The 19,114-nt window shown below is 38.2% G+C and carries 20 protein-coding genes; all 20 read left to right on the forward strand.

Going from position 1 to position 19,114, the window contains the following annotated elements:
• Positions 1-69 precede the first annotated feature (69 nt).
• Positions 70-1,242 (forward strand): chorismate synthase, encoded by a 1,173-nt coding sequence (gene aroC, locus T323_RS0109340; RefSeq protein WP_026673043.1) that lies wholly within the window; start codon positions 70-72, stop codon positions 1,240-1,242.
• Complete coding sequence (gene aroB / locus T323_RS0109345) at positions 1,242-2,339, forward strand: 3-dehydroquinate synthase (protein WP_026673044.1); 1,098 nt, start codon at positions 1,242-1,244, stop codon at positions 2,337-2,339. Before aroC ends, aroB begins: the two co-directional genes overlap by 1 nt.
• The gene (gene aroH, locus T323_RS0109350; RefSeq protein ID WP_026673045.1) at positions 2,336-2,719 is read left to right on the forward strand and encodes a chorismate mutase; all 384 of its coding nucleotides are present in this window, start codon (positions 2,336-2,338) and stop codon (positions 2,717-2,719) included. Before aroB ends, aroH begins: the two co-directional genes overlap by 4 nt.
• A gap of 193 nt (positions 2,720-2,912) precedes the next feature.
• A complete protein-coding gene (gene trpE / locus T323_RS0109355) occupies positions 2,913-4,427 on the forward strand; it encodes an anthranilate synthase component I (protein WP_026673046.1) in 1,515 nt (504 codons plus the stop codon).
• Positions 4,420-5,433: an anthranilate phosphoribosyltransferase gene (trpD, locus tag T323_RS0109360; protein WP_026673047.1), complete on the forward strand. Its 1,014-nt coding sequence runs from the start codon at positions 4,420-4,422 to the stop codon at positions 5,431-5,433. The genes trpE and trpD overlap by 8 nt, the downstream gene beginning before the upstream one ends.
• Before the next feature lie 3 nt (positions 5,434-5,436).
• Positions 5,437-6,210 carry an indole-3-glycerol phosphate synthase TrpC gene (gene trpC / locus T323_RS0109365; protein WP_026673048.1) on the forward strand — a complete coding sequence of 258 codons (774 nt, stop codon included), beginning with the start codon at positions 5,437-5,439 and terminating at the stop codon, positions 6,208-6,210.
• Positions 6,194-6,838 carry a phosphoribosylanthranilate isomerase gene (locus T323_RS0109370; RefSeq protein ID WP_026673049.1) on the forward strand — a complete coding sequence of 215 codons (645 nt, stop codon included), beginning with the start codon at positions 6,194-6,196 and terminating at the stop codon, positions 6,836-6,838. The genes trpC and T323_RS0109370 overlap by 17 nt, the downstream gene beginning before the upstream one ends.
• Positions 6,831-8,027 carry a tryptophan synthase subunit beta gene (gene trpB, locus T323_RS0109375; protein WP_026673050.1) on the forward strand — a complete coding sequence of 399 codons (1,197 nt, stop codon included), beginning with the start codon at positions 6,831-6,833 and terminating at the stop codon, positions 8,025-8,027. The genes T323_RS0109370 and trpB overlap by 8 nt, the downstream gene beginning before the upstream one ends.
• Complete coding sequence (gene trpA, locus T323_RS0109380) at positions 8,024-8,824, forward strand: tryptophan synthase subunit alpha (protein ID WP_026673051.1); 801 nt, start codon at positions 8,024-8,026, stop codon at positions 8,822-8,824. Before trpB ends, trpA begins: the two co-directional genes overlap by 4 nt.
• 44 nt (positions 8,825-8,868) lie before the next feature.
• Complete coding sequence (gene hisC / locus T323_RS0109385; protein WP_026673052.1) at positions 8,869-9,960, forward strand: histidinol-phosphate transaminase; 1,092 nt, start codon at positions 8,869-8,871, stop codon at positions 9,958-9,960.
• A 26-nt stretch (positions 9,961-9,986) separates the two neighbouring features.
• The gene (locus T323_RS0109390) at positions 9,987-11,087 is read left to right on the forward strand and encodes a prephenate dehydrogenase (protein WP_026673053.1); all 1,101 of its coding nucleotides are present in this window, start codon (positions 9,987-9,989) and stop codon (positions 11,085-11,087) included.
• Between the two features lie 13 nt (positions 11,088-11,100).
• Positions 11,101-12,387: a 3-phosphoshikimate 1-carboxyvinyltransferase gene (gene aroA / locus T323_RS0109395; RefSeq protein WP_245613706.1), complete on the forward strand. Its 1,287-nt coding sequence runs from the start codon at positions 11,101-11,103 to the stop codon at positions 12,385-12,387.
• 312 nt (positions 12,388-12,699) lie between these two features.
• The gene (locus T323_RS0109400; protein WP_026673055.1) at positions 12,700-13,584 is read left to right on the forward strand and encodes a hypothetical protein; all 885 of its coding nucleotides are present in this window, start codon (positions 12,700-12,702) and stop codon (positions 13,582-13,584) included.
• A 91-nt stretch (positions 13,585-13,675) separates the two neighbouring features.
• Positions 13,676-14,941 (forward strand): tetratricopeptide repeat protein, encoded by a 1,266-nt coding sequence (locus tag T323_RS0109405; RefSeq protein WP_026673056.1) that lies wholly within the window; start codon positions 13,676-13,678, stop codon positions 14,939-14,941.
• Positions 14,942-15,068: 127 nt separating this feature from the next.
• Positions 15,069-15,620 (forward strand): ReoY family proteolytic degradation factor, encoded by a 552-nt coding sequence (locus tag T323_RS0109410; protein WP_373279332.1) that lies wholly within the window; start codon positions 15,069-15,071, stop codon positions 15,618-15,620.
• A 126-nt stretch (positions 15,621-15,746) separates the two neighbouring features.
• Positions 15,747-16,208 (forward strand): YpiF family protein, encoded by a 462-nt coding sequence (locus T323_RS0109415; RefSeq protein WP_026673058.1) that lies wholly within the window; start codon positions 15,747-15,749, stop codon positions 16,206-16,208.
• A gap of 159 nt (positions 16,209-16,367) precedes the next feature.
• Positions 16,368-16,871 carry a QcrA and Rieske domain-containing protein gene (locus tag T323_RS0109420; protein ID WP_026673059.1) on the forward strand — a complete coding sequence of 168 codons (504 nt, stop codon included), beginning with the start codon at positions 16,368-16,370 and terminating at the stop codon, positions 16,869-16,871.
• A 14-nt stretch (positions 16,872-16,885) separates the two neighbouring features.
• The gene (qcrB, locus tag T323_RS0109425) at positions 16,886-17,557 is read left to right on the forward strand and encodes a menaquinol-cytochrome c reductase cytochrome b subunit (RefSeq protein WP_026673060.1); all 672 of its coding nucleotides are present in this window, start codon (positions 16,886-16,888) and stop codon (positions 17,555-17,557) included.
• A gap of 29 nt (positions 17,558-17,586) precedes the next feature.
• Positions 17,587-18,369 (forward strand): menaquinol-cytochrome c reductase cytochrome b/c subunit, encoded by a 783-nt coding sequence (locus T323_RS0109430; protein ID WP_026673061.1) that lies wholly within the window; start codon positions 17,587-17,589, stop codon positions 18,367-18,369.
• Positions 18,370-18,513: 144 nt separating this feature from the next.
• Entirely contained in the window at positions 18,514-19,113 is a 600-nt protein-coding gene (gene lhaT / locus T323_RS0109435; RefSeq protein ID WP_026673062.1) for a lipoprotein heptaprenylglyceryl N-acetyltransferase LhaT, read from the forward strand.
• Position 19,114 lies beyond the last annotated feature (1 nt).

Consider the following 19,114-nt stretch of genomic DNA (forward strand, 5'->3'; position numbering starts at 1 on the left):
GATATAATTTAGTGCATAAAAGCGCTAAAGAAATAGAAAAGCTCGGAGGAAATTGAGGAGGAGTGGAACATGAGATACTTAACAGCGGGTGAATCGCACGGTCCCCAACTAACGACGATAATTGAAGGGGTGCCTGCACATCTAGACTTATTAGCAGAAGATATTGATGTTGAACTACAACGAAGACAAGGTGGCTACGGTAGGGGGCGCCGAATGCAAATTGAAAAAGACCGTGTCCAATTTATGAGTGGTGTTCGCCATGGGAAAACTACTGGGGCACCAATCGCGTTAGTCGTTGAAAATAAAGACTGGAAAAACTGGACAAAAATTATGGGTGCTGACCCGATTACAGAAGAAGAAGAACAAGAAATGAAAAGAGTCATTACAAGACCACGTCCAGGCCATGCCGACTTAAATGGAGCGATAAAATATGGTCATCGTGATATGAGAAATATTTTAGAGCGTTCTTCTGCTCGTGAAACAACCGTTCGTGTTGCGGCGGGGGCCGTTGCGAAAAAAATATTATCGACATGTGGGATTCGGGTTGCAGGTCATGTATTGGAAATTGGTGGCGTGAAAGCAAAAGATGTAGCATATGATTCTGTTGAAGATGTAAAAGAGAGATCTGAAGCTTCACCAGTTCGCTGTTTAGATAAACAAGCAAGTGAAAAAATGATGGAAGCGATTGATAAAGCGAAAAAAGATGGCGATTCAATTGGTGGAATTGTTGAAGTTGTCATTGAAGGTGTACCGATAGGGTTAGGGTCTCACGTTCAATATGATCGGAAATTAGATGCAAAACTTGCAGCTGCGGTTATGAGTATTAATGCTTTTAAAGGGGTTGAAATTGGGATTGGGTTTGAAGCCGCATCAGTCCCAGGCAGTCAAGTTCATGATGAAATTATTTGGGATGAGGAAAAAGGCTACACCCGCAAAACAAATAACTTAGGTGGATTTGAAGGGGGAATGACAAATGGCATGCCAATTGTTGTTCGTGGTGTCATGAAACCAATTCCAACTTTATATAAGCCTTTAAATAGTGTAGACATCGAATCAAAAGAAGTATTTGCCGCTAGTATCGAACGCTCTGATAGCTGTGCGGTTCCTGCTGCAAGTGTTGTATGTGAAGCTGTTGTAGCATGGGAAATTGCCAATGCTCTATTAGAGAAATTCGGTAGTGACCGAGTGGACGAATTAACACAAAACATCGAAGCGCATAATGAAAGAGCGAGGTTGTTTTAATGACAACAGTATCCATTTCTACAGAATCTAAATCCTATTCTGTTATCATTGAAGCGGGGATTCGACGTAAAGTAGGAACAATTATCGAGTCTGTTTTGAGCGGACGTGTATCATCCATATTAATGATTACGGATGATACAGTAGCCCCGTTATATTTAGAGGATGTAAAAACAAGTGTACAACAGGATATCCCAGTTTATGATTTTATCATTCCGACCGGGGAGCAATCTAAATCGTTTTCGTTATATTATGAAGCTCAAACGTTTGCTCTTGAAAAAGGGTTAGACCGACATTCGCTCATCCTAGCTCTTGGCGGTGGGGTTGTCGGTGATTTAGCTGGATTTGTCGCTGCTACATATATGCGAGGGATTCCCTTTATTCAAATTCCAACGACGTTATTAGCTCATGATAGTAGTGTTGGTGGTAAAGTAGCGATAAACCACCCATTAGGAAAAAATATGATTGGAGCGTTTCATCAACCTGAAGCGGTATTATATGACTATCATACGTTACAATCATTACCTGAAAAAGAATGGCGTTCTGGATTTGCCGAAGTGATGAAACATGCTTTAATTTGGGATGCTTCGTTTTATCGTTGGTTACGAACGGAAATTCAATCGTTTGCAGATATTCAAGGTGAGAAAGCAGAACAGTTATTAGAGCGATCCATTTCGATTAAAGCTGAAGTTGTATCAAAAGATGAAAAAGAAACGGGATTACGGGCTTTGCTTAACCTCGGTCATACGTTAGGTCATGCGATTGAAGCGACGATGGGGTATGGGAAATTAACCCACGGTGAAGCGGTAGCGATTGGAACGATTTTTGCGTTAAAGCTAAGTGAAGCTGTTTTTTCCATTCGATTGCCGATTGCCGAAATAGAAAAGTGGTTTAGCCAATTTGGATTTGAGACAACAATTCCTCATTCATTGAAGGTGGAAGAATTAATTTCTGTGATGAAAAAAGATAAAAAAACACAGCACGGACAAATTCGAATGGTATTAGTGAGGAAAATTGGAGAGGCGGAGGTTGTCTCAATTGATGAAACACAATTAGTTTCACTTCTTGAGACACAAATGAGAGGAGAGCCAAAGTCATGATTAGAGGAGTTCGGGGAGCAATAACCGTAACGGAAAATAAAGAAGCTCATATGCTAGAGGCAACAGAAGAATTATTAGCAGAAATGATTGAAAAAAATCAAATCAAACCAGATGATGTTGCCCATGTGCTCATTACGGTGACAGATGACTTACATGCTACGTTTCCTGCAAAAGCGTTGCGTAAATTTGAAGGGTGGAAGTTTGTCCCTGTGATGTGTTCAGTAGAAATTCCTGTCCCGAATAGTTTAGCTTCCTGTATACGAGTCATGATGACCGTAAACACGGAAAAAAGACAAGAGGACATCCAACACGTATATTTACGCAACGCAATTACATTACGCCCAGATTTACAATTGACAAAAGAATCTGAAACATTATAAGATTAATATGAGAAGAGTAGAGTAATAGTTGAGAATGAATGAGCGAGTTGAGGAGAGCTGAGCAAAGCATGTCTAGGATAGATCTACCCTAGGACTGTTCAGTCTTAGGGTTTTTTTGTTATATATACAGTAAAAGAATAATATCTCCCTCTACATCATTCATTTTCACTCATTTAAAAAAGGAGTGAAAAAAATGATAACTACCACTGAAGCATCGTTTTTACACGATAGTGCCACGTATAAGACTGTTCCGATAGTCGGACATTTTTTTGCCGATACGGTAACACCAATTCAATTATTTCAACAGCTAGAAAAGGATGCGGTGTTCCTGCTTGAAAGCAAAGATGAACAATCCCCTTGGTCCCGATTTTCCTTTATAGGATTAACGCCGATTTTCTTTATTACTGAACAACAAGGTCAATATACGGTTGCCAATCAAGAGCAACCGATCATTTCTGACTTACATTCATTGAAGCAAGCTTTTGATGCTGCGATTGATGTTATTCAAGTGGCACCAACAGATGTTCCCATTCCATTTAAAGGCGGTGCGGTAGGGTATATTTCATACGATGCCGTAGAAGTGTTTGAACCGGTTTTAAAACAGGAAGGGTCAGTAGAAGAAGAGAAATTACATTTTGTATTTTGTGAAACGATTATTGCTTATGACCACGTAAATAAGGAGCTTTATATTGTCCATCACGCAAAAACAAATGATCAACAAGAAGAAGCAAGGCAAATTTATGAAAAAGAAAAAAAGAAAATAAATGCGCTTGTTGAAAACATGACAAAAGTGACAGTGGATCATCAGTTGTTGACCCCACCTAACATGAAAGAAGAAGTTCAATTTGACCAAGTAACGTCCAACTATGAAAAACATACTTTTTTACAAGATGTCGAAAAAATAAAAGAGTATATTCGTGCTGGAGATATTTTTCAAGCGGTATTATCGCAACGATTTGAAAGAGAGATAACGGTTTCTGGACTCGAACTGTATCGAGTGTTGCGCATGATCAACCCATCTCCTTATTTATTTTATGTCAAAGTAAATGGGTATGAAATTGTCGGTAGTTCACCAGAGCGTCTCGTTCAAGTGCAAGATGGTCATGTAGAAATTCATCCCATTGCCGGCACACGACCAAGAGGCAAAACGGAAACAGAAGATGAGCAATTAGCCGAAGACTTGTTAGCGGATGAAAAAGAACGCGCTGAACATTATATGCTAGTTGATCTCGCTCGGAATGATATTGGTCGCGTAGCAAAATATGGAACGGTGGAAACACCAACATTGTTAGAGATTGGAAAGTTCTCTCATGTTATGCACATCATATCCAAAGTTACAGGGCAGCTTTCTCATACAGTACATCCAATTGAAGCATTACAATCATCATTTCCAGCTGGCACAGTATCAGGGGCACCTAAAATTCGCGCGATGGAAATTTTACATGAAATAGAGCCGACAAAACGGGGTATTTATGCGGGAGCCATTGGTTATTTAGGCTATGACGGAAATATTGATTCTTGTATTGCGATTCGAACGATGGTCATAAAAAACAAAAAAGTGTATGTGCAAGCAGGAGCGGGAATTGTTGCTGATTCGGTACCAGAAAAAGAATGGGAAGAAACTAGAAATAAAGCGAAAGCTCTTATTAAAGCTATTCAAGTGGCAGAAGAAATGTTTGGTAAAAAGGTGGAGGTGCGTCATGTTTAAATCGATATTATCCCAATGTGTATCAGGATATACAATGTCAACAGATGAAGCAAAAGCGATGATGGACGTCATCATGAACAACGAAGCAACGCCAAGCCAAATTGCTAGTTTACTATCTATTATGCGCTTCCGCGGTGAAACGGTAGAGGAGATGATCGGATTTGCCCTTTCTATGAAAGAACATGCGATTACAATTCCACATGAAGAGTCCTTTGTATTAGATACTTGCGGGACAGGCGGAGATAATTGTCATACATTTAATATTTCCACAGCTTCTGCACTCGTATTGTCATCATTAGGAATTAAAGTTGCAAAGCATGGAAATCGAGCTGTTTCATCAAAAAGTGGCAGCGCTGATGTCCTTGAAAAAATGGGCATTCCGATTCAAACGAGTCCTCGTGAAGCGGTCGAATCATTAAAAGAGCATAATTTATGTTTCTTATTTGCGCCGCTGTACCATGTGGCGATGAAACATGCGGTTATGCCAAGGAGAGAAATTGGATTTCGGACGATTTTTAATTTGCTTGGTCCATTAACAAACCCTGCTAATGCAAATGCCCAATTAATTGGAGTCTATGATACAGCTTTTGCTGAAAAAATGGCAAACACGCTAAAGGAAATTGGAGCGACAAAAGCGATGTTTGTTACTGGCGGAGAAGGATTAGATGAATTATCAATTACAACATATTCAGATGTTGTTGAATTGAATCATGGCGAAGTTCGAAGATACAAGATTACACCGGAAGAAATGGGCTTACCAAGAGGCCCACTCAAAGATATTCAAGTGGAAACAACAGAACAAAGCGCGGAGTTAATTGAAGCGATATTTAAAGGTGAGGCAAATGAAACAGCGACAAATATTGTTAGTTTGAATGCGGGAGCCGCGTTATATTTATCTGACAAAGCAAGTTCTATTCAAGAAGGCGTTCAACTTGTCCGAACTGCCATTCATTCTGGAAGTATTTCGGCTCATTATAACCGTTTAAAAGAAAAACAGGAGGTCTAATCGATGTTAAGTCAAATTATCGAAACAAAATTAGATGAAATTGAAGCTCTAACTCTTCCAGCTGCGATTGATGTCGAGAAAAAATCGTTATTCAACAGTTTGCAAGCGAGCAACCGCGAATTAGCCTTAATTGCAGAAGTAAAAAAAGCCTCACCTTCAAAAGGGATAATTAAAGAAGATTTTCGGCCAGTTGATATTGCAAAAGGGTATGAAAGAGGGGGAGCAGATGCGATATCTGTCCTCACCGATGTCCAATATTTTAAAGGTCATCGTGATTATTTAACAGCGATTAAACAAAACGTTACTCTTCCAATTCTTCGTAAAGACTTTATTATAAGCGAATTACAAATTGAAGAAAGTGTATTAATCGGCGCAGATGCCATTCTTCTTATTGCGGCTGTCTTTGAACCGAAACGATTAAAAGAGTTATATGACCTTGCTTATAGCAAAGGACTTGAATGTTTAGTTGAAGTGCATTCACCAAAAGAATTAGAAGAAATGTTAGCTTTATTTACACCTCAAATCATTGGTGTGAATAACCGAAACTTAAAAACGTTTGAAACGTCGTTACAACAAACCGAAGAAATAAGCCAATATATCCCGAAAGAAAGTTTATTTATAAGTGAAAGTGGCATTCATACGTTTGCGGACACAGAAAGAGTGAAAAAAGCGGGAGCAAACGGGGTTTTAGTAGGAGAGTCGTTAATGAGGGCAAAGACACCTGAACATGGAATTGTTGAATTGCTAGGAGATGTCAATGTTGAATCCAAAGCTTAAGTTTTGTGGGAACCATTCACAACAAGATATTGCCCTTGCTGTTCAAAGTAGGGCGTCCTTTATCGGCGTTGTTTTTGCAGAAAGTAAGAGAAAGGTAACAGCATCAGATGTAGCCAAGTGGATAAAATCTCACCCTTTACAGCGAGAACAAAAACTCGTCGGATTGTTTGTGAATGCTTCTCTTGAAGAGATTACTAGTGTTCTTTCTGGTGTTTCTCTTGATATCATTCAGTTGCACGGCAATGAAACGATAGAACAAGTCGAAATGTTATCAAAGCAATTAGCAGTGCCGTTATGGAAAGTGATTCATCATGAACAACAGGCATGGTTAAAAATGGAGCAATATGCCCCTTTTGTTGATGGATTTGTCATTGATAGTAAAGTGAAAGGTCAATGGGGGGGAACGGGAACAACATTCGACTGGAGTCACCTACCATCTTATATTGAAACCGGAAAAAAACTTGCACGTCCTACGTTTATCGCTGGCGGAATACAACCATCTAATATAGCAGAGTTACTCGTGTATCAGCCCGATGGAATTGATATGTCAAGTGGGATTGAAGAGAAAGGTAAAAAATCATCTGAACTTATGAAACAGATAGAAGAAAGGATCGAGTCATATGAGTAGTATATTTCCTGATGAAAGAGGAAGGTTTGGACAGTTTGGCGGCAAATACGTACCAGAAACATTAATGAATGCATTAGAAGAGCTCGAAGCAGCATTTACAGAAGCGATGAATGATGACAGCTTTCATCAAGAATATCATGAACATCTTGAGAAATATGCAGGTCGACCAACAGCTTTATCGTTTGCGCAAAATTTAACTGAAACGCTTGGTGGAGCGAAAATCTTTTTAAAACGAGAAGATTTATTGCATACAGGTGCCCATAAATTAAATAATGCGATGGGTCAGGCATTATTAGCAAAACGAATGGGCAAAAAGAAAATTGTAGCCGAAACAGGTGCGGGACAACATGGTGTAGCAACTGCAACGATCGCTGCTCGGTTTGGCTTGGAATGTAAAGTGTTTATGGGTGAAGAGGATATGGAGCGTCAAGCGTTAAATGTATTCCGGATGGAATTACTTGGTGCAGAAGTTGTTCCAGCTACTTCAGGGAGTAAAACATTAAAAGACGCGACAAATGAAGCGATTCGTTATTGGGTTACGAATGCCGAAGACACGTTTTATTTGATTGGCTCTGTTGTCGGACCGCATCCTTATCCACGGATGGTTCGTGATTTTCAACGCATTATCGGGGATGAATCAAAAGAGCAAATAGTTCAAGAAATTGGACGTTTGCCAGATGAAATCATCGCTTGTGTTGGTGGAGGAAGTAATGCGATTGGAATGTTTTATCCATTTTTAGAAGATGATGTCACGTTAATTGGTGTAGAAGCAGCAGGCAAAGGTGTGTCGACAAATGAACATGCTGCAACAATTACCAAAGGTACACTTGGTGTTATTCATGGTTCATTAACGTATTTACTTCAAGATGAGGCCGGGCAAATCATTGAGCCATATTCAATTTCAGCGGGACTCGATTATCCAGGAGTTGGACCAGAACATGCATATTTAGCAAGTATAGAGCGTGTTCGGTATGAAGCGATAACAGATAAACAGGCGTTATCCGCATTAAAGCTATTATCGGAAACAGAAGGGATTATTCCAGCGATTGAAAGTGCACATGCATTAGCAAAAGCATTTGAACGTGCCAAGCAATTATCACCTGACAAATCGATTTTAGTTTGTTTATCTGGTCGTGGAGATAAAGATGTCCATACGTTAATGAAGCACTTTCGAGGTGAAACGATATGACGATAAGAATGAAACAAGTAATGGAAACGAAACAATACCCGCTTTTTATCCCTTTTATTATGGCAGGGGATCCAACACCTGAAGTGACGATTGATCTTGCACTTACATTACAAGAAGCGGGTGCACATGTTCTTGAGTTAGGAATTCCTTATTCTGACCCACTTGCAGATGGGCCAGTCATTCAACGTTCGGCAAAACGGGCGTTACAGCATCAGATGTCATTGCAAAAAGCGCTTGAGTTAGTTCCAAAAATGAGAGCACAAGGTTTAACGATTCCGGTCATTGTGTTTACGTATTATAATCCGCTCCTTCAATTTGGTGAAGACCGTTTCATAGAACAAGCAAAACAATATGAAATTGACGGATTACTCGTTCCTGATCTTCCGTTTGAAGAAAGTGAGCATGTTGCAACATTATGTGAAAACGCAGATTTATCATTTATTTCTTTAGTAGCACCAACATCAAAGCAAAGAATTGAAAAAATTGCTCATCATGCCCAAGGGTTCTTATACTGTGTGTCTTCTCTCGGTGTAACAGGAGTTCGAAATGAGTTCTCCCCGTCCGTCTATGAGTTTTTGGAAGAAGTGAAACAGCATAGCACAATTCCGATTGCTGTCGGGTTTGGAATCTCAAATAAAGAACAAGTCGATGCGTTAGCCACTCATTGTGATGGAATTATTGTCGGCAGTGCAATCATCAAGCTTGTCGAGGAATTGGAACGACAATTAAAAGCTGAAAATACGAGAAAAGAAGCGCTCTCTTCAATAAAAACGTTTGTCCTCTCGCTCATTTCGTAATAAGATAGGAGAATAGGAAAATAAACGTAACAGGGGTGCTAATGATGAACGTAAAAAAACAGTTAATTGGCTTACCATCTTATAAGCCTGGAAAGCCAATTGAAGAAGTAAAAAAAGAATTCGGCTTAGAAAAAGTCGTAAAGCTCGCGTCAAATGAAAATCCTTTCGGCGCTTCGAAAAAAGCGGCAGAAGCAATTGCAAATGCAGCTTCAAATACAGCTTTATATCCAGATGGATACGCAGCTACATTACGAAGTGCCGTTGCATCTTTTCATTCCGTTGATGAAAATCAACTGATCTTTGGAAATGGCTCTGATGAAGTCATTCAAATCTTATGTCGAGCATTTTTGACACCAGATTCCAATACGGTCACTGCAGATCCGACTTTTTCACAATATAAATTAAATGCTGTCATTGAAGGAACAGAAGTCCGTGAAGTCCCTTCTGTTGATGGTGTTCATGATTTAGAAGCGATGGCGGACGCGATTGATGAAAACACGAAAATTGTTTGGGTATGTAATCCAAATAATCCATCAGGTACATATGTAAATGAAGAAGCGTTTTTGCAATTTTTAAAGAAAGTTCCAGAAAACGTATTAGTCGTTTCTGATGAAGCTTACTATGAATATGTAACAGCAAATGATTTCCCAGAAACGCTTCCATTATTAAAGCAATATAAAAACTTAATCGTTCTGCGTACATTTTCGAAAGCATATGGATTAGCTGCTTTACGAGTAGGTTATGGCATTGGGCACCCATCTATCATTTCTTTGCTTGATCCAGTTCGCCCGCCTTTTAATAATAATACGTTTTCTCATGTCGCAGCGATTGCTGCATTGGAAGATCAAGCGTTTATTCAAGAGTGTTTTGAAAAAAATAAACAAGGGATTGCCCAATTCACTTCGTTTTGTGAAAAATATAAGTTGAAATATTACCCGACACAAACGAATTTTATTTTAATTGATTTTAATGTATCTGGAGATGTCTTATTCCAATATTTATTAGAGCGTGGTTATATTATTCGTTCTGGAGAAGCGTTAGGATTCCCAACTTGTATTCGAGTAACGGTAGGAAACGAAGAAGAAAACAACGGAATTATAAAACTGTTATCAGCATGGCTTGAAGAAAATCAGTAAGCCATATAGAAAAAGGAGTATGACCAGTGAAACGAACTGCTTTTGTCATTGGTCTAGGATTAATAGGTGGATCAATTGCTCTCGCGATTAAGCGAGAGCATGATGCACATTTACTAGGCTTTGATATTAATGAACAACAAGTAAAAATGGCATTATCTTTAAAAATTATAGATGAGGTCCCAAATTCAATTGAAGAAGGTGTTGCACAAGCAGATTTCATCATCCTTGCCACACCTGTTTCAAAAACAGAATTATTATTAGAGCAACTTGCACAAATGAACATAAAGCAAGGGGCGATTATTACTGATGTTGGTAGTACGAAAAAGCGAATTTTCGAAAAGGCAAGCTGTTTAGAACATAAAGGTGTAACATTTATAGGTGGTCATCCGATGGCTGGTTCCCACAAAAGTGGTGTAGAAGCAGCGAGAGCTCATCTTTTTGAAAATGCGTTTTATATACTGACCCCTTATGAGACATCACAAATGAATAAAGTGATTCAGCTGCAAAATTGGCTGAAAGGAACAAAGGCAAAATTTATTGAAATGTCTGCTGAACAACATGATAAACTTGCAGGCGCGATCAGTCATTTTCCTCATATTGTAGCAGCAAGCCTTGTTCATCAAGTGGCTAAGTTTGAAGCAGAAGATCCGTTAGTGTCTCAGCTAGCTGCAGGTGGATTTCGTGATATTACAAGAATCGCTTCAGCAAGTCCTGTGATGTGGCGTGATATTTTGCTTCATAATAAAGAAAGCTTATTAGACTTATTGGAGAAATGGCAAGAGGAAATGACGTATGTGAAAGAGCTTATCGAAGTAGGCGATAATGAAAAAATTCACGAGTATTTTCAAACGGCAAAGCTATTTCGAGATGGGTTACCTGTACATAAAAAAGGCGCAATTCCTGCTTTTTACGATTTATTTGTTGATGTTCCGGACCATCCAGGTGTTATTTCTGACGTGACAAGAATGTTAGCCGATGAAAACATTAGTATTACGAATATTCGAATTATTGAAACAAGAGAAGATATTATGGGGGCATTGCGCTTAAGTTTCCGCTCTGAAGAAGATCGGTTACAAGCGCAAGAGAAACTTCATTCAGAATTATATGAGACCTATATGAATGAGTAAGGAGAGAAATAGCGTGGATCAAACGGTGCAAAAAGTAACGAACGGTTTACAAGGAACGATTACGATTCCAGGCGATAAATCGATTTCTCATCGTGCAGTGATGTTTGGGGCGATAGCAAACGGAACAACGACAGTAGAAGGGTTTTTGCCAGGAGAAGATTGCTTAAGTACGATATCTTGCTTTCAGAAGCTAGGAGTTTCGATTCAACAAAACGATGATAAAGTAACGATTGAAGGAAAAGGGTATGCAGGATTAAAAGAGCCTGTAGATATATTAGATGTTGGAAACTCGGGAACAACAACAAGGTTAATGCTTGGCATTTTAGCGACATTACCGTTCCATTGTGTCGTTATTGGTGATTCATCAATAGCAAAACGTCCGATGTCTCGCGTGACAAACCCATTACGAGAAATGGGGGCAAAGATTGATGGAAGAGACAACGGAAATTTAACGCCATTATCGATTCGTGGTGGGGGAACAAAGGCGATTCAGTTTGAATCGAAAGTAGCAAGTGCACAAGTAAAGTCTTGTATCCTTCTCGCTGGCTTACAAAGTGAGGGAGAAACGGTCGTGTCAGAGCCACATGTATCGAGAGATCATACAGAACGCATGTTACGAGCATTTGGAGTTGACGTCAAACAAAATGGGCGAACAACTTCGGTTCAAGGAGGTCAACAGTTAACTGGTGGACATATCGTTGTACCTGGAGATATTTCTTCAGCTGCGTTTATGCTCGTTGCTGGTGCGATTGTGCCTAATAGTTCGATTACATTATTAAATGTTGGTGTGAACCCAACAAGGACAGGCATCATTGATGTGTTACAGCAAATGGGCGCGAACTTAGTCATTGAAAATGAAAGAACAATCAATGACGAGCCCGTAGCAGATTTGACAATTTCGACTTCGTCATTAAAAGGAATTGAAATTAGTGGAGACATCATTCCTAGATTAATTGATGAAATTCCAGTTATCGCTCTTCTTGCTACACAAGCAGAAGGAAAAACAGTAATTAAAGATGCCGAAGAATTAAAAGTAAAAGAAACAAATCGAATTGACACTGTTGTAAGTGAGTTATTAAAGCTTGGTGCTTCAATTGAAGCGACAGATGATGGCATGATTATTTATGGGAAATCTGACTTAACAGGAAGTACTGTAAAGAGCTATGGTGACCATCGAATTGGGATGACGATGGCGATAGCCGGCTGCATTGCAACTGGAACGGTTACAGTACAAGAAAGTGAAGCGATAGCCGTATCATACCCTAATTTTTTTACACAGCTACAATCATTACAAAAATAAATATAGAAGTGCACAAAGAGTGATTCCATGATAATTGAACTTATCATGGAATCACTTTTGCTAGTTTTAAATTCCTTTTCAAATTTTTCTGAAATATCGTTGACATTAAAAAGATTTACGTTATAATAAAAATTAAGCGTATGGTTTCTCTCCACTCCTATCCATACTAATAATTTTAGCATCTTGCTAAACCTATTTGAAAGCGTTTACTTATCGTTTCGGATAGGTTCTTTTTTTTGTAGAATACAGTTATTTATTTTACGTCCCCTTCATAGCTTGTCTATAGAAGCTTTGATTTTAGGAGGGGATTGTGTGAAGTATATCGTTGAAAATGTAAAAAGAATAACAGAAGAAGGCATTCAAATGAATCGTTCGTATTTATTTGAATCTGATTCGATTCGGTATATCAATACAAAGATGAAAAAACTTCAATGGATGAGAATGAATATTGACGGGTTTTCATTACAACCAAGCCATGTTATGAATGACCTGAATCTTTGTCAAGAAACCCATTTTTCGATGTTTAAAAAGAGGATGAAACAATTAATTTCATTAGGTTGTACAACGGTTGTTACTTATTGCGAGATTTATAATATTCGAGAATTTACCCCTCTTATTAAAAAAGCAAGGCATCGTATGATAAATAGTGGTATTGATTTTGTTGTCGGTGTTCGTACAAATAGTAAAACATTAACCCCAGCTTTTATTCGTTTATGCAAACGCCATAAAGTGCCTATTGTCCTTGTCGATTTTACTGACCAAAAAGAGCTTCAACATAAGATATGGCAACAAATTAAAGATGCCATGCATTTTTATCAACCTCTTATTATTCCGAATTGGGATCATGTTTGTCAGTCTGAAAAAGAAGCGGAACAGTGGAGTCAATTATGGCAATATTACGCGACAGAATACCAGATTCCAACATGCTTTTCCTTTCCAGCTGATTATGTCCCATTTCCTAAAGCACTACTTCAAAGGTTAGGGTTATATCCGAAAAAAGGAACGTTACTCGTAAGCAGTGATGTTGATTATATATTAACGGATGAACATGATAGTGAAAAAGTCGATGTTGTCGTTTTACGTGGAAAAGTGATAAAAGCTGGAAATATTACAGAATATAAACCTGGTTATGGTCGAGAACAAAGGGTTCGTCTTCCGGGGAGTTATCTATCGATTTCTGAAGCTTATTCAATATAGTGATTGTATGAGGTCGTTTTCTTTTCCTACTCGTATCATTTTGGTATGATGACAATATGGACTTGTAACGAAGTAGGAGGGAAATCGGACATTGACAATTGAACAAGCGTTTAAAAAAATCGAGCAAGGTGAAATTGCCGCAGGCTTAAAGCAACTCGAACAAATCGAAATAGAAGCCGATCATGAAACGAAATATATGGTGGCGCAAGCCTATTATGAATTAGGACATCTAGAGGCGTCCAAACGCATAATGGACGAGCTTATTATGTTGTACCCAGATGAGGGAGAATTATATATTTTTTTAGCTGAGCTTCTCATTGATATGGATGAAGAAGATGAAGCGATTGATATGTTATTAGAAATAAAGGAAACAGATGGTGTATATGTTCAAGCACAATTATTATTAGCGGATTTATATCAATTGCAAGGGTTAGAAGAAGTGGCAGAGCAAAAATTAATAAACGCGCTGAAAAAAGCGCCAAATGAACCGATTGTGTCACTAGGGTTAGGTGAATTTTATTTAGAGCGTGGTGACTATCAAAAAAGCATTCCTCATTTAAAAAAAGCGTTATATGCCAATGAACCGACATTTGAAGCTTTTCATATTGAATTACGGTTAGCAGAAGCGTTTAGTGCGGCTGGAGAGTTTGAAGAGGCGATTGAATTTTATCAAAAAGGGTTAAAGGATCATGACGACCCAATGAGTCGGTTTGGGTATGCGTATACCGTCTATCAACTGGAAGACTTTGAAACGGCGGTGCAACAATTTAAAAAAGTAAAAGATCAAGATCCTTCATTTAGTAGTTTATATCCATATTTAGCAAAATCATATGAAGCATTGCACAAATACAAGGATGCGCTGCATACTATAGAAGAAGGCTTAAAGATTGATGAATATAATGAAGGTCTTTATGTTCATGGCGCCAAATTATGCTTTAAAACAGGAGATGCGAACAAAGCGGAAAATTTATTACGACAAGTTATTAGCTTAAACCCTTCTTATTTTGAAGCAGTCCGCACATTAGCCTCTTATTTCAAACATGAAGAACGGTTTGAAGATTTATTAGAATTAATTGAACATATCGAAGAGTTTGGAGAGCAAGACCCATTATTAACGTGGTATCAAGCGCATGGATTGTGGAAAGAAGATAAATTTGATGCAGCCAGTGAAGCATTCACAAAAGTAACAGAGCATTTTACTGACGATGCTGAGTTTTGTGAAGACTATGGAATGTTTTTAATGGAAAGTGGTTACAGAAAAGAAGGTACTGAACTTTTACAACGTGCAATTTCATTAGACGATGAGCGATTACATTTAGTTGAATACTTAGAACAAATACGTGAAGAATTAGAGTAATAGCCCGTAAAAAAATGAAATATAATAAAGGAAAAACAAAGGGAAATCACGAATATTGTAGTAAGTAAATAAAGGTAATCGCGTCGTTTTTTATAGCCAAAGGGATTTTCGACTAAGGAGGGGAATAATGATGAGTAGCGTTATTTCTGTCGTTGAAAAAAAAGACTTTTTAAGATGGTTTTTAAAAACGTTTCAATTAAAGCGAAGAGAGTGTGCATGGTTATTAAATTATTTAATTAGTGATGATGAGTTAATGAAACGGGTCCATTTTGTTGAAAAAGCAGAGTACTGTCCAAAGGCATTAATTATTTCTACGACTGATGTTGAAAATGTCCCTTTTAGTTTTCATAAAAAAAAGCATGTGACAATGGATGCTGAAAAAGCGTTTCATGATATTCGCTTGCATGATGACGAAGACGTTTACATTCAACTTAACTTTATCGGTTCGAAAGTAAACCATCATTATGTGGCTGTTCTTGAAGAAAATCCATTTATTCCTGAAAACAATGAAATGGCAACGGTTGATGGAATTTTAGCTGAACTTGTGTTGGAGAAATCACTACACTCATTTGCAAAAAAGCAATTGCAAAATGAAATTGATAACGCTCTTGATGAAGAAGATCGTGAGCGGTTTATCCAGCTGACAAATCAGTTAAAGAAATTCATGACGGAAGATTGAGCTAAGCTACTGAAAAAGGAGTTTTCCTTTTTCAGTAGCTTCATTTATTTTTCATAGGGTTTTCTTTTTTTTGTATATCCAGTAACATAGAGTAGAAACTATAAAAGAACAAAGGGTGAAGATTGTATGAAGTGGCAAACGATGGACATTGATACATATATTCAATCAAAAGAATATGTAGACACAGCAGTTATTCCACTAGTACCAATGTCTGTAAAAACACAAGAAATGAAATCAGTTGTCGCCATGGGGGAATTTATTTCAACGATTTCATTTGAGTTAGAACGTCAATTTCGAGGACGATTAATCGAACTTCCTAGCTTTACATATTTAAAAGAAGAAACAATCGAACAAAAGCTAGAGAGGTTAGAAACGTGGCAAACACATTTAAAAGAAAATGGACTAGCTCATTTGATATTTTTAACATCTGATTCAGAGTGGCGTACCGTTGAGCAACAATTAAGCGGGTTGCTCATTTGGTTGCCTACGATTCCATTAGAGCATTTAGATTCGAAATATAAGATGGAAACGGTATCAGACCAAATTAAGCAATTAATTCCTATCATTACAAAGAAATGGCAAAGTTAACAACTGATCATTGTAAAATAATGTAAATATTGTGCCTAAATTCATACAAAATTCATATTATCTTGCACATTGGCAAACATTATATTATCATAAGTATGTCCTAGTATATAATGTGTGAATTTTGTCCGAAGAGGACGACAACGTAGGGGGGGAAAGAGAGTGAGTGAGAAAGACCATAAGGTATCGAGACGACAATTCCTTACATACACGTTGATGGGTGTAGGTGGCTTTATGGCTGCAGGTATGGTCATGCCAATGGCACGTTTTGCTTTAGATCCAGCATTAAAAGTTGGTGAAGAAACAGATATGGTACCAATTAAATTAAAACCTGAAGAAGTGACAGCAGAGCCACAGCGTGTTAATTTTTCGTTTGAACAAGTTGATGCTTGGTATACTTCTGAAGTAACTCAAGCTGCATGGGTATTTGAAAAAGATGGAGAAATTGTGGCATTATCACCAACTTGTACACATTTAGGCTGTACGGTTGACTGGAACACAAATCCAGACTATGAAAATCAATTTTTCTGCCCATGTCATTTCGGGCGTTTCGAGTTAGATGGAACGAACGTACCAAATACACCTCCTACCGAGCCACTTCACAAATATGATTTGGAAGTGCGAGATGGAGTCATTTATTTAGGAAGACCAAGACCACAAGTATAGGAGGGGCGTAATTCATGTTACAAAAAATCTATGACTGGGTTGATGAGCGTCTAGATATTACGCCTATGTGGCGAGATATTGCAGATCATGAAGTGCCAGAACACGTAAATCCAGCTCACCATTTTTCCGCATTTGTATATTGCTTTGGTGGACTGACGTTTTTCGTTACGGTCATTCAAATTTTATCTGGAATGTTTTTAACAATGTACTATGTTCCAGATATTATTAACGCCTATCAATCTGTTTCGTATTTACAAAATGAAGTCGCCTTTGGTGTTATCGTTCGTGGAATGCATCACTGGGGCGCAAGTTTAGTTATTGTAATGATGTTTTTACATACATTACGCGTATTTTTCACTGGTTCTTACAAAAAACCTCGTGAATTAAACTGGGTTGTAGGAGTTTTAATTTTCTTTGTTATGTTAGGTTTAGGTTTTACAGGGTACTTATTACCATGGGATATGAAAGCATATTTTGCAACAGTTGTAGGTTTGCAAATTGCGGAAAGTGTTCCGGTAGTTGGTGGCTTTGCGAAAACACTATTAGCTGGAGGAGAAGTTATTGGGGCTTCCACATTAGCTCGTTTCTTTGCGATTCACGTCTTCTTCCTACCAGGAGCTCTTTTAGGATTATTAGGTGCTCACTTTTATATGATTCGTAAACAAGGGATTTCTGGTCCGTTGTAAGATAAGGCAGAAGAAAAGGAGGGAAATCGATGCATCGTGGAAAAGGAATGAAGTTTGTAGGGGATTCTCGTGTTGTTGCTCCTGAATACAGGAAAAAACAAAACATCCCAAAAGATTATTCTGAATACCCTGGAAAAACAGAAGCGTTTTGGCCAAACTTCTTGTTAAAAGAATGGATGGTTGGTGCAGTCTTTTTAATGGGTTATCTTTGTTTAACAGTAGCACATCCAGCTCCACTCGAGCGTATGGCTGACCCTACAGATGCTGGATATATTCCATTACCTGACTGGTATTTCTTATTTTTATACCAATTATTAAAGTATACGTATGCGGCTGGTGATTACACTGTCATCGGTGCCGTTGTAATGCCTGGTTTAGCTTTTGGAGCGCTAATGTTAGCACCATGGTTAGATACGGGGAAAGAGCGTCGTCCAATTAAACGCCCTATCGCATCAGGAATTATGTTGCTAGCGATTATTGCGACGATTTTCTTAACATGGGAATCGGTTGACCAGCATGACTGGGAAGCAGCTGCTCAACAAGGGGCAATTGTCGAACATGAAATTGATGAAGATGCAAATGGCTATGCTATTTACTCAACCCAATCATGTATTGGTTGTCACGGAAATCAATTAGAAGGTGGCTCAGCTGGGTATGCGCTTGTTGAAACAGGCTTAACGGCGGAAGAAATTAAAGAGATCATTGTTAATGGTCGTGGTGCAATGCCTGGTGGTACGTTCACTGGTACGGAAGAAGAGTTAGAAATTCTTGCAAAGTACATTGAGAACGACGGGTTTGACCCAGAAGAATAAGATATGAAAAAAGCTGACTCGGTAACGGTCAGCTTTTTTTAAAAGATAAGAAAGTAAAAGTTTTGCTCTAGCAGTGAAGTTTTGAAAACTTATTCTAGACGAAAAGACGCTCTCGCGTTTTTCTTTATGAAGGAAGGAAAGAAAATGACAAACGTTTTTTCATTTTTTTGTCAACGTTGGGTTTTGTGCAGTTTATTTATCATTAATTTCTTTGGTACAATTTATGGATATTATTGGTATAAAGGACAATTGGCGATTACGCCTCCGCAATTTCTAATATTTGTTCCAGATAGTCCAACGGCTAGTTTATTTTTTTTATTTGTTTTATTTGCGTTTTTAAAAGGGAAAAATTGGGGTTTACTTGAAGCGTTTGCTGCGGTGACGTTAATCAAATACGGTTTATGGGCGGTAGCGATGAATATAGGTGCAGGTGTAATGGGATCAACATTATCTTGGCAAAATTACATGCTTATTTTGTCCCATCTAGGAATGGCCATTCAAGCAGTTCTTTACGGTCCGTTTTATCGAATTAAACATTGGCATCTCGTTGTTGTGTCTGTATGGGTTATACATAATGAAATGATTGATTATATATACGGAATGTATCCATGGGTAGCATCCAGTCTTGTCCCATATATTCATCATATTGGCTATTTTACGTTTTGGTTAAGCTTATTCTCGATTTTTACCGTGTATATGATTGGTGTTCGAGCCGACCGTTTTACACTGAATATAAAATCTTAAA

Origin of the sequence: Alkalihalobacillus bogoriensis ATCC BAA-922 (assembly GCF_000621445.1) — a bacterium.
In the GTDB taxonomy this organism is placed as follows: Bacteria; Bacillota; Bacilli; order Bacillales; family Bacillaceae_F; genus Bacillus_AO; species Bacillus_AO bogoriense.